The sequence below is a fragment of the Acidithiobacillus thiooxidans ATCC 19377 genome, assembly GCF_009662475.1.
GTDB classification, from domain to species: domain Bacteria; phylum Pseudomonadota; class Gammaproteobacteria; order Acidithiobacillales; family Acidithiobacillaceae; genus Acidithiobacillus; species Acidithiobacillus thiooxidans.
In genome coordinates, this window is the sequence record NZ_CP045571.1 from 1,260,022 (window position 1) to 1,272,349 (window position 12,328).

A 12,328-nucleotide genomic window follows, 5' to 3' on the forward strand; every position below is an offset into this window, starting at 1 on the left:
CGATCAGTAACCGGGCTGCTGCCGGGTCCATTGCACACCGGGCAACTGCCCGAGGATATCCGGGTTATCCCAGCCGGGCTGGCGATGTTCGATGAGCAAATCGGTGCTGATGCCTCCACGCACATACCAGCGGCCCAGAAGGCGCAGATAACGCGGCTGAATCAGTTGAATAATATCGTCAGCAATCCGGTTACTCATGGCCTCGTGAAAAGCGCCTTCATCGCGAAAACTCCAGAGATACAGCTTCAGGGATTTAAGTTCAACATTATGCTGGTCAGGAATGAAATCGAGCATAAAGTGCGCAAAATCGGGCTGTCCGGTCAGTGGACAGAGGCAGGTAAACTCCGGCATATCCATATGCACCACATAATCCCGCTCGGGATGGGGGTTGGGAAATCGTTCCAGACTTTTGCTGGGTTGACTGGGCATGGCTTAATCCTCATCATGAAAGTTTCAATAGTCTGATATCATACCTAAAAACCACTGTTCATGCGCCTCTCGGCTATTATTCTTCAAGGCTTCAAGTCCTTTCGCGAAAACACCCGCATCCAGATCAGCGCCAATCCGGTAGTGATTGTCGGACCCAATGGTTGTGGCAAGTCCAATACTGTGGACGCCCTGCGCTGGGTGCTTGGTGAGTCTTCCGCCCGGCAATTAAGAGGCGGCACCCTGAGCGATGTCATTTCCAATGGGGGGGGCAGTCGTCCGGCAACTTCCCAGGCCAGTGTGGAATTGCGTTTTGACAATAGTGATGGCACTGCGCCCGGTGCATTTGCCGAAGTGGCCGAAATCAGTGTCAAACGCAGTCTGGACCGCAAGGGCGACAGTCTTTACCGGATTAACGGCGCGCGTTGCCGGCGGCGGGATGTCAGTGATCTGTTTTTGGGTACAGGTTTGGGCAGCAGTACCTATGCCATTGTCGAACAGGGAACCATTGGTCGGATTATTGAAGCGCGTCCTGATGATCTGCGCGCCATGCTGGAAGAGGCGGGGGGAATCAGCCGCTATAAGGAAAGGCGTCGGGAAACCGCCCAGCGCATTGCCGAAACCCGGGAACATTTGCAACGCCTGCATGATATTCACGGTGAAATGGATGGTCAGTGGCAGCGTTTGCAACGTCAGGCCGAAGCTGCCCGGAAAATGCGGGCCTTGCGCATTGAAGAACGTCAATGGCAATGGTGGACGGTTTCTGAACGCCTGCAGATGCTGGAGACGGAAGCACAAGTCCTGAATCAGCGCCGCGATGAATTACAGTCCAAAAACCGGACATTGGAAGAAAGCCGCCAGTTGACCGAGCAGGGTCTGGAGCGCTTGCGACAGGAAGCGCGGGTCGGTCAGGACAGCCTGAGCGCCGCCCAGGCCGGTCTGTATGCTGTTCAGGCGGATCTCAGTGAAGCCGATCATCAACTGAAAGAACATCATGCTCAGATTCAGCGTGTTCAGTCGGGAATGGCGCAATTTCAGAACCAACAGCAAAAAATCCAGGACGAAATACAACGCCAACTGGATAGTGAAAAACAACGACAAGAACGCCTTCTGGTTTTGCTGGATCGTCGTGAAGCCTTAAGCACAGAGGAGGAGTCAACTCGCCAAGCCCGTCAGGCCGCAGAGCGTCAGGCTGAAGAGCAGGAACAGGCACGACAGTTGGGCGTGCAAAAGGTTGCTGATTTGCGCCGCAAACGTGATGTGCTGCTGGCTCAGATCCGCGAGCTGGAGCCGCGTTTACAGGATATGGATAGGCGCCTGGGGCGTTTTGTTCAGGAAATACCATCAGAACGCCCTGCTCTCGATGCGGCCGAACTGCGTGTGCAAACGCTGGAAGAGAACCTGAATACGGCAACCCAGCATCTTGCAACTTTGCGTGAGGAATTGGCCCAACAACAAAAACAGATTGAGAACCTGCGCGAGCCCCGTGAAAGTGCCCAGGGCCAGTTGCAAGAGTGCAAGGCCCGCCACAAGGCACTCGAAAGCCTATTGCAACGCCTGCAAAAATCCAGTCCTGCGGGGGTATCCGGGCAAGGGTTGTTGATGGATTGTTTGCAGGTTCGCAAGGGCTGGGAGGCGGCCATTGAACGGGTGCTCGGTGATCGCCTTCATGCCCGGGTGCTTGCTGCGCCTGAGCAGAGCGTGAAGCACAGCACTTTATGGGAATCTGCCGAAGAACTGACGAGCCTTTCTGAAGATGCCTTGCTGAGGATGCTGAAGATTCCTGATAGGTTACGAAAAGGCATGCAGGACTGGCTCTGGGGCTTGCGAACCGCGCCCGACCTGGCCAGTGCCATGGCCAAGCGGCATGAGCTGGGAGCGGGGGAAGCCTGGATAACTCCGCTGGGAGTCATTGTGCATGCGATGGGTGTGACTTTTCCCGAACAGGAAGACGCAGCCAGCCTGCTGCAATGTCGGCGGGAACTGGAAGATAACCAGCAGCTTATGACGGCCGCCGAGGCGCAGGCCGTTGCCACGCAAACAGCGCTGAATGAAGCCCAAGAGGCTCTTCGCGTTTTGCAAATACCCCTGCGCGAAGCTGAAGCACAAGTGCAGAAACTTGGCCGGGAACTAGCACAGGAACGGGAGTCTGTCGCCCGTTTACGCAGTCGGGTGGAATCGGAAGATCAGCAACGGACCGAGCGGCAAATGGAAGCCCAGCGTCTGGAATCGGAAAAAACCGCCAGCTCGGAACGCCTGAGCGGGCTGCGCAAGGCTTTTGCCGACGAAGAAGAAAACTGGGCTGTACAGGAAAAACAACTGCGCGAGGCGCAACAAAAAGCGGATAAGGACAAACGCCGTGTTCAGGAATTGCGCAATACCTACGGGCGCTTGCGGGAAGAACGTCAGCAACTGGAATTACAGGTGCAAAAACTGCAGACAGAATCGGCAGCAGCGCAACAGCGCGGTGATGATCTCCAGCAGCAGGATCTGCAACTGATGCAGTCCATTGCGCTCAGCTGCCAGAATCTGGAGGCACTACAGCAAGCCCTTCCTGATTTGCAGGACAAACAGAAAACCCTTCAGGATCGGCTTGGAGAACAACAAGCCATTGTCCAAAAGCATCAGGAATCCGCACAGGCCATAGATCTACAAATACGCACTCTGGAGCAGCAGCGTCATCCGCTGGAAACCCAGTTGCGCAATCTGCAAAAAAACCTGGCGCAGACCGAACAGGAAATGGCTGCCTTGCAGGTCCGTCTGGAAGAAAATGGTCTGCGAGCTGCAGAACTGGCTGAAAATCTGGGGGAAAACCCCGGGCCTTGCCCGGATTCCCGCTCTATGGAAGAACAACTGGCGCGTATAGCTGCCGCCATACAACGTCTGGGCAATGTGAACCTCGCGGCAGAAGAAGAATTAAAAGAGCTGGAGGAGCGGCGCGGAAATTTGTTAAGTCAGGTGGAAGACGTGGAAACGGCTCTGAATAGCCTGGAAGAGGCCATGGCCGCCATGGATCAGGAAACTATCTCGCGCTTTTCCGAAACCCTCCATCAGGTGAATCAGGAATTGCAGAACCTGTTCGCCATTTTGTTCGGAGGTGGTCAGGCAGCCCTGAGTCTGCTGGGTGACGACTTGCTTGATGCCGGTCTGGTTTTACGCGCGCAACCCCCCGGCAAACGCAATGCCAGTTTGCAGCAATTATCTGGTGGAGAAAAGGCTCTGACCGCGATTGCCCTGGTTTTTGCGCTATTTCGGCTGAATCCAGCCCCATTTTGTGTGCTCGACGAGGTAGATGCCCCTCTGGATGACGCCAATGTGGGCCGTTTCTGCCATTTAGTCCAGGAAATGGCCGTGCAAACCCAGTTTTTGATTGTTACCCACCGTAACTTGACCATGCAGGTGGGCGAACAACTTATCGGCGTTACCATGACCGAACCCGGCGTCTCTCGCATTGTACCGGTCTCGGTAGCGGAAACGTTGGCCGCCGCCGCCGATTCTGAATCCTACGCAGCAAATTGATTAACCTAAAAACGGCAGTTGCTGTGGGTGCTTTGCAGCGACTTTTGTTTCGCGCCGTTGTTGTTCTTGGCGAAATCCTGCGCCCGTCAGGAGAGCTGTTTGAGCCCGCAGGGCGAGTTCTCTCCTGACAGCAGGATGAGCCGTAGAACAACAGGCAAGGAACAATGGAGCAAAAAGCACCCACGGCAACTGCCGTTTTTAGGATTAACCTTTTTGGGTCAGCTTTTGGAAGCCTTAGGGGACCAATCTATTATGCCTCGACCCCATATCCATCAAGGCACCGGTGGCAATCAGCATACTACCAAATGTCCAGATAAGAATGGCCACCTCTAATGCGATCAGTAGTACCACGCCCAATAGGGCGAGAACGATTTTACCTACAAGCATAAAGCCCAGATATTTTACCAGAAAAAACAGAATGCCAAAAAATATAGCAAAAAAAATGCCAACACCGATGAATACCAGGATCAGGATTGCGCCCAGAATAAATGGAAAAAACAGCCATTTCAATTTTCCCCCAAAAATACCTAAGCTGCTGCCTATGGACATTTTGGCATTCAATCCATAGGCAGAATACAGCATAAATACATATCCAAAGAGTGCGCCCAATAACATGAGTGGAATAAACATTATCCAAATCTGCTGATGCATGAACCAGTCTGCAGGCAACTTTTGCCCCGGCTGAACTATAGGCATTCCCGAATAGGCCTCCAGGACGCTGCCAATAGTGGCGTAGATCAAGGCAAGTAACCAGGCTTCACCACGTTTGAATGCCCAAAACAAGTTTCCGATATGCCATGGCTGAGCGGTGAGACTTTTAGCTAACAGGTAGAATAATCCCATATCCAGCAAGGTGATCCACAAGAATAATGGGAATCGCCATAACTGGACGTATGTTGGTGCGCTGAAATTGAGTAGTGAATTTATGGCAAAGCCTATTCCCAATAAGAGGATAAAAATGAGTAAAGCCGGCCATAGCGTTTTAAATTGGTTTTTAAGTAGATCCCAGCCACCACGGATGGCGCCGCTATAAGTGGTATTATCCGCCTGCATCGGGGTAAAGCTGTCCATGATTTGTTCCTTTTTTCAATGCCAAAGTAGTAACAGAAAGCCACTGCCATTCCATACCATATGAAGCAGGATTCCAGGCCAGAGTGAACGATAGCGGATGCGCAAAAATATTAATGCGGCTGCCAATAGGACGATGATAATCAATGCCGGAGGGTAATGAAACTGTTCGATTTTGCTGGGTACATGGGCTAACACAAAAAGCAAACTGACGAACAGGGCCGACCAGCCTGATGAAAACCGCCGGCGCAGCCCGGCATATATGGCTCCCCGAAAAATAATTTCTTCGGTAAAGGGCGCAATGACAATCAGCAACAAAAGGACCACGTAGTGCCTCAATCCTGAGCCTTTCAGTCCCTCAAAGAGACCTAATGCGCGCGGGTTCAGATGGCTGGGTGGAGGAAATACCTGGAAAAGACCATGAGCAATGAGACCGATGAGAATGACCAGTATCAAGGCCAGCAGATAGGCATTTGGACGACTGGGTTTGCGCCAGGCAAAACCTTCAGCTTTGCGCCAGACCTCCCGAGGAAATTTCATCAGTAAAAAAATCAGGATCGCCAATGCACAAAGCGTATAGCTCAGGATGCCCAGCCAGATACGGAACGTAGTACTGATTTGGTGTAAGGACTTTTCCAGGACAAGCGGCGGCATTTTTTCATGGAGTAAGGCATAATGCATACCCAACTGCGCGCCGACGACGAAATCCCGCAGCATGACCATAATAATGACAATGATGGCCTGACCGAAGAAAAAGCTCAGAAAGAGGATTATCGCTGCCCAGGGCCCCCAATGCGTGTTAAGAGATTTTCTGGTAGTCCGTTGCTTGTTGTTTTCTGCCGATAAAGTGTACTTTTGTCCTGTCTGCCGGATTTTTTGGGCAGAAAATTGGGATAAATTCCAGTCACTGCGACTCAGACGTTGTCGGACAAGATAGGCGGCAAACCCCACACTGACAAGGGCCATAAACATTAAAACCAGTGTTCCGCGCAGGTGAAAGGGCACATGAATCAGGTGGCGATAAAACCAGTAGTGCGCGCTGCGCAACACCAGAACAGCATCCAACCCAAAAGAAAGAAGCAGGATGATTTGCTGCAGGATACCGGTAAAACCCAGACCGATTATACCCATGGGTGCCCAGGCCAGCACCAGAATGCCCATATACAAAATCAACAAAATCATGCTGATTTGCAGAATAGGATATCCCAGAAGAATCAAAATAAGGGCCGGCCAAAACAGTAATACCAGGGCCAGCAGGCTGGTATGCGCAGCGTAACTTTTTACAATGTGCGTACTTGCCTGCTGGTGATTGCCACCAAAATAACCGGTAAGCGTCAGATATTGCCAGTCAAATGCCCGTGCCGACCAGTTACCCCATGATAAGACAGGTAGGAGAAAAATGACCGGAAGAAAAGGTAGAACCTGTGGCCAATGCGATGTGCCAACCCGCAAAAATTGTAATGCAATAAGAGCAGCCGGGAACAAGGGTTGAATAAAAAGAACCGCCAGAATTCCCTGCGGCCGTCGCGCCGTATCCAGGATGGGATTGTGCCAGTTGCCGGGCATCCAGCGCCAGGGTGCGCTCCACGAGATGTTCTGGATGCGAATATCCTGGGGCCTGTGCAGGTATTCGGATAAAAATTCTTGCCACTGTCGTGGCGTTTTTCGCATCAGCAGGACGATGAGTAAAAGCAGTAGAATTCCCAGAACCGAATCCACTGGTGCGGGAATCGCTAAAAAAACATCTCTGGCAGGTGGGAAAAATATGAGGGGATACACTGGAAGCAGGGGGAATCCCTGCCAATATTTTCGGTCTTTCCTGCGGCTTCCGCCGGTATTGAGCAAAATCGCATAAAAAGCAGCCCAAAATGCCACGTAAACCGTTAAAATAAAGGCCCCTGCCAAGGGAATGTTTGAAAACCGCATTTCTCCGGCAATGATGACCAGCAAGAGAATAAGAATAAAAACAAATATACCAATGGCCTGCCTGCGAAAACCGGGTAAAATTCTCAAAAGGTCTTCAGAAATTATCCGCCAGTAATGGATGAGAAAGCCGGCTACGATAAAAAATGCGGGCAGTAATATCATTGTAAAAACCGCTTGCGACGCCTGTGGCTTAGCCTGGGTGGAAAGTGCAAAGCCGATTGTTATACCCATCCCCATTAAAAATAGGAGGCTACCCAGTATCAGGGTCAGGTTTTCCTGAAACAGCAGGCGCGGGTGGAGACAGCGCCAGATACCCATCAGTTGCTGTCTCTGGTCATTGCCAGGAATCGGCTTTCCGCTTCTCCGGGCTGTAAGGTTTCGCGGGGCCACTCTGCAATTATCCGGCCGTGGTGGAGTACCAGAAAACGCGAACAAATGCGTTCAAGATCAGAAACAATGTGAGATGAGAGCAGTACGGCAGCTTCATGCTCCAGGGCGTGCTCCTGCAGCAGGGACAGGAAATCCTGACGTGCCTGTGGATCCAGTTGAGACACAGGTTCATCAAGAATTAGTAAACGCGGGCGGTGGCGCATGGCTAGGACAATAGCCAGACGTTGTCTTTGTCCACCCGAAAGTTCCTGGACTTTTTTGCTGGAGTCCAGATCAGCCCAGTCTTCGAGTTTTTTCCAGTGGCGACCGGAAGCAGGATAGAAGCCCGCAATCAACTCAAGAAGTTGCTTGACCCGCATCCAGGAAAAACCACTGAATTCCTGGGGAACAAAGCCAGTCTGAATGCGGTTTTGGGTATCCAGTTGCTGGATATCCTGACCGAATAACTCAATGTCACCAGTATTGGCGAGAATGAGCCCGATAAGACAGGTCAGCAGGGTACTTTTGCCGGCACCATTGGGACCCAGTAACGCCACGATTTCCCCAGGATATAAGTCCAGAGAAATCTCCCTGAGTATTCGTGCTTCTCCATAAAATTTGCCAACAGTTCTGCAGCGTAATAAGGCTGTGTCCTGCCCGGAAGGATTCATAGGCGTACACTCACCCGATTAGTTTCGGGAGTTGCGAAAGTTCTCCCGTTTTACCGATATGGGGCGCTGATCGGAAATAGGGCATTGCGGCTCCTGATCCGGTTTTTACCGGTTAACAGTTTAATAATGGACTAATGCTAGCACCATAATATGACAATTTGATGAACGTCTATTGATCATGTAAAGAAAGAATCGGCCATCCTTTGCTTGTGGCATGGGCACGCAGGCGTTCATCGGGGTTCACGGCAACAGGGAAATCGACGGTTTCCAAAAGCGGCAAATCATTGTAGGAATCACTGTAAAAGGTGCTGCCTTGCAAGCTTCGCTGCCAATCCAGTTGCTGCTCTTGCAACCAGTGACGCAGGCGTTCGATCTTTCCCGCCTGGAAGCAGGGGGTGCCGACCGTTTTGCCCGTAAATTCGCCGTCTGTGTTTACTTCGGGTTCGGTAGCCAGGAGGTTTCCAATCCCAAATTCAGTGGCGATGGGTGCGGTCACGAAGCGATTGGTAGCGGTAATAATGACCAGCACATCGCCCTGCTGGCGGTGGTCTTCCACCAAGGCCCGTGCCCGGTTGGAGATCATGGGCAAAACCCTTTCCTGAAGATAATCACGATGCCAGACATCCAGTTGGGCGCGGGGATGGGCGGCTAATGGCGTGAGCTGAAAGTCCAGAAAAGCATGGATGTCCAGGCGCCCGGCCACATAATCGGCGTAAAACTGATCATTGCGGTGATTGAATTCTTCCGCATCGACAATGCCACGACTGCCCAAAAACTCCATCCATGCGTGGTCGGAATCCCCTGTCAGCAGGGTGTTATCGAGGTCAAACAGGGCCAAAGCCATACATTCTCCTTCTGGTTGGTAGTTCAATTATCTGCAAAAATATACCAGAAAGGGCATTCGGGATACGCCGCCCAAAAATTACCCACGCTTGAATTTCAGCAAAGGAGCAATGAGTGGCATCAGCCAATGACAGGGATCTGCAGCGAATTATGCAATTACGCGCGCAACTGAGCGAAGCCAATGCCGCCTACTATCAGAAAGATGCGCCGACGCTCAGCGATCCAGAATATGACGTGCTCCTGCGGGAACTTCAGGCACTCGAAAATCGCTATCCACAGTGGCACAGTGCCGATTCGCCGACGCAAAGGGTAGGTGCAGCCCCCCTCAATCATTTTGCCGAAATACATTATCGTGTGCCCATGACCTCTTTGGACAATGTGTTTGACGATGCGGGTTTTGCAGACTGGTTGGTGCGAGTCTACAAAGGGCTGGGACATGAGCAGGTCAGCATGAGCGCGGAGCCCAAATTTGATGGTCTTTCGGTCAACATCCGCTATGAAAACGGACGATTACTGCAGGCAGGTACCCGGGGAGATGGCAGTACCGGAGAAGACGTCACCAGTAATGTGCGGAGTATTCGCAATGTGCCTTTGCAACTAAAGGGTAAGAATTGGCCGAACATTCTTGAGGTTCGTGGCGAGGTAGTCATTCCGGTCGCGGCTTTTGAGCGTTTAAATGATGAACGTTTACGGAATCATGAAAACCCGTTTGCCAATCCCCGCAATGCGGCAGCGGGAAGCTTGCGGCAACTGGATTCACAGGTCACGGCGCAAAGGCCCCTCGCTTTTTTCCCCTGGGGCTGGGGAGAAGTGAATGCCCCCTTGGCAGAAACCCATCTTGAAGTGTTACAGCAACTGGCCGGCTGGGGATTTGAAGTAACTTCTTACCTTAGTAAGATCGATCATCTTGATGATTGTAGAGAATATTATTTAAAAATGCAGAATTTACGTGAACAAATGCCCTTTGAAATAGATGGCCTGGTGTTTAAGGTGAATGATTTGCATGAACGGGAGCGCCTGGGCTTCACAGCGCGCGCGCCACGCTGGGCTATTGCCTATAAATTTCCGGCGCACGAGGAAAAAACAGTGGTTGAGGACATTCTGGCTTCGGTGGGACGTACGGGCGTGATTACCCCTGTTGCCCAATTGCGTCCCGTGCAGGTGGGTGGAGTGACCGTCAGTCGTGCCAGCTTGCATAATCAGGATGAAGTAGATCGCAAGGATATCCGGGTAGGCGATACGGTATTGGTGCGGCGGGCGGGTGATGTGATTCCTGAAGTGGTCATGGTCATCCTTGAAGCCAGACCGGAGCATACCCAGCCCTGGCAGATACCTGATCATTGCCCGATCTGTGGATCGGAAGTGTTGCGTCTCAGCAACGAAGCCGCGCATCGTTGCATGGGGGGTATTTATTGTCCGGCGCAAAGAGTGGGTGCAATCAGTCATTTCGCTTCACGCAAGGCCATGGATATTCGTGGTCTGGGCGAAAAACTGATTACCCAACTGGTAGATCGTGAACTGGTCAAAACGGTGGCTGATATTTACTCCCTCAATGAAGACGTGTTGTGTGGTCTGGAGCGTATGGCCCGTAAATCGGCACAAAATCTGCTCGCCGAAATTGCAGCTTCGCGGCAAACACAACTTTGGCGCTTTTTGTATGCCCTGGGTATTCGTCAGGTCGGTGAAACGACAGCCAAATCACTGGCTGAGCACTTTGGCGATCTTGATCCGCTGATGACGGCAGATGAGGCACAACTGCAGAATATTCCGGATGTAGGGCCTATTGTCGCCGAGTCCGTCCAGCATTTTTTTGCGCAATCCCATAATCGGGAAGTGATTACGGCCTTGCGCACTGCCGGCCTGCACTGGGAGAAGGTCGCGCCCAAAAGCTCTGGACATTTGGCTGGGCGCATATTTGTCCTGACAGGAACTCTCCCGCAGATGAGTCGGGAAGAAGCCAAGGCGGCCATTGAGGCAACCGGGGCCAAGGTCAGTAGTTCCGTCTCCGCGAAAACCGATTATGTGGTGTTGGGTGCGGATGCGGGCAGTAAGGCAGAGAAGGCAGCCAAGCTGGGCATTACGGTTGTGGATGAAGCGCAGTTGCTGGAACTGTTAAAGGAGTCATACACAACCCTACATATGGATTGAAACTTAGCGGCGCGGCGGCGGTCACAAGGCTATTGCCACAAGGAGAGAAAAAATGCCACGTTTCCGTGTCCGCCTGCCCATTATGCATATGCTATGGATGCTATTGCCTGCTTCCTTGCTTTTGACTGGATGCGCGCAGGAAGTCTCACCCCATCCGGTCGCCCACATACCTGTGCCTTCCCATGTTATAACCCAGCCACCTACCCAGCGTTATGCGGCTCCAGGCGTACAGAGTGAGGATATTAATGGTCCCCTCGGGGGGCGGAACAGGTATTTGTCTGACGCTGAACTGGCCGCCTTACCCTCGCATCTGCGCGTTCATTTTGCTACGAACAGTAGTCAGGTCAATGTCCACGGTCGTCGTATTGCCCTGGATAATGCCCGGTTTTTATTAAAATTCCCCCATGTAGATGTACGTCTGGAAGGTAATTGTGACCAACGCGGTACCCAGGAATACAATCTGGCTCTGGGTAATCGCCGGGCAGAAGCCGTGGCGCGCCTGCTGGAAGCCGACGGGGTATCTGCCAGCAGAATTCAGATGGTTTCCTTTGGTAAGGACAATCTGCTGTGTTACGCCAATGATCCCAAGTGCTGGAAGCGCAACCGGCGCGTGGATTTTGTCTATCATGCCATGTTATCAGACTCCCAATAGTGGTACCGGCAGACGCGTGAGCGCTTGGCGACCAGTTTTTCTGGAGATCGGCATGATGGCCTTCCTGGCCGGTTGTGCAGCCTTACCGCCGGTTTCCAGCCATGCGGCTACAGCAGCTTGTGCCCGCGACAGATCTGAGATCGGTGTTATTGATATAGGCTGGCATACCGGATTGATCATTCCTGCTGATGAAATGCAGGGTGACTTAAAGTTTGTACCGCAGTATTTTCGGGTCAAGCCTCATGACTGGATTTTTGGATGGGGTAACCGGCGCTACTATATGGCCGAAAACCCCAGTGTCTGGGAGGGAATCAGCGCCCTGTTGCCTTCCCATAGCGTGATGCTGATCAGAGCCGTGGAAAATCTGAGTGCAGCAAGCGATCTGCCGGGTGTTAAAGTCCGGTGGTTACCGGTCACTCCGGAAAATCTGCACAGACTGGATAATTATATAGCTGCCTTTCTGACTGTAAACCATACAGACGGGTTGACAGTTGTTGGGGCCGGGCCTTATCCTCGCAGCAAATTTTTTGCCTCGCCGGGTACGTATGATGCTTTTCATACCTGCAATACCTGGACCGTAACCGCTCTGAAAACGGCGGGTTATCCGGTGCATCCGGCGGGGGTAATTTTCGCGGGGCAGGTGCTCAGCCAGCTGAAAACATTGCCGGTCTGTAAATAGCGCTGTTCTGCCCAAATACGTCCGTCG

General features: G+C 52.2%; 9 protein-coding genes. 4 read left to right on the plus strand and 5 right to left on the minus strand.

From position 1 onward, the window contains the following. Nucleotides 1–3: 3 nt before the first annotated feature. Entirely contained in the window at nt 4–429 is a 426-nt protein-coding gene (gene queF, locus GCD22_RS06475) for a preQ(1) synthase (protein ID WP_031569460.1), read from the minus strand. 60 nt (nt 430–489) lie between these two features. Here queF and smc point away from each other — a divergent pair, with 60 nt between their 5' ends. Continuing rightward, nucleotides 490–3,945 carry a chromosome segregation protein SMC gene (gene smc, locus GCD22_RS06480; RefSeq protein WP_031569462.1) on the plus strand — a complete coding sequence of 1,152 codons (3,456 nt, stop codon included), beginning with the start codon at nt 490–492 and terminating at the stop codon, nt 3,943–3,945. Between the two features lie 234 nt (nt 3,946–4,179). On the opposite strand, the gene GCD22_RS06485 is transcribed toward smc, so the two are convergent. From GCD22_RS06485 to GCD22_RS06500, 4 genes are all read right to left on the minus strand, one after another. Continuing rightward, nucleotides 4,180–5,016, minus strand: a complete 837-nt coding sequence (locus GCD22_RS06485) for a hypothetical protein (protein ID WP_153940491.1) — start codon at nt 5,014–5,016, stop codon at nt 4,180–4,182. Between the two features lie 15 nt (nt 5,017–5,031). Further along, nucleotides 5,032–7,257: a CPBP family intramembrane glutamic endopeptidase gene (locus tag GCD22_RS06490; RefSeq protein ID WP_031569466.1), complete on the minus strand. Its 2,226-nt coding sequence runs from the start codon at nt 7,255–7,257 to the stop codon at nt 5,032–5,034. Further along, the gene (locus tag GCD22_RS06495) at nt 7,257–7,979 is read right to left on the minus strand and encodes an ABC transporter ATP-binding protein (protein ID WP_010639124.1); all 723 of its coding nucleotides are present in this window, start codon (nt 7,977–7,979) and stop codon (nt 7,257–7,259) included. Before GCD22_RS06495 ends, GCD22_RS06490 begins: the two co-directional genes overlap by 1 nt. Before the next feature lie 169 nt (nt 7,980–8,148). Further along, nucleotides 8,149–8,823: a histidinol-phosphatase gene (locus GCD22_RS06500; RefSeq protein ID WP_031569468.1), complete on the minus strand. Its 675-nt coding sequence runs from the start codon at nt 8,821–8,823 to the stop codon at nt 8,149–8,151. 113 nt (nt 8,824–8,936) lie between these two features. On the opposite strand from GCD22_RS06500, the gene ligA reads away from it, so the two are divergent. The 3 genes from ligA to GCD22_RS06515 are packed head-to-tail and all read left to right on the plus strand — an operon-like array spanning nt 8,937 to nt 12,301. Continuing rightward, nucleotides 8,937–10,970 carry an NAD-dependent DNA ligase LigA gene (gene ligA, locus GCD22_RS06505; RefSeq protein WP_031569469.1) on the plus strand — a complete coding sequence of 678 codons (2,034 nt, stop codon included), beginning with the start codon at nt 8,937–8,939 and terminating at the stop codon, nt 10,968–10,970. A gap of 52 nt (nt 10,971–11,022) precedes the next feature. Beyond that, nucleotides 11,023–11,622: an OmpA family protein gene (locus GCD22_RS06510; protein ID WP_031569471.1), complete on the plus strand. Its 600-nt coding sequence runs from the start codon at nt 11,023–11,025 to the stop codon at nt 11,620–11,622. A gap of 52 nt (nt 11,623–11,674) precedes the next feature. Continuing rightward, complete coding sequence (locus tag GCD22_RS06515) at nt 11,675–12,301, plus strand: DUF2459 domain-containing protein (RefSeq protein ID WP_010639115.1); 627 nt, start codon at nt 11,675–11,677, stop codon at nt 12,299–12,301. Nucleotides 12,302–12,328: the final 27 nt, after the last annotated feature.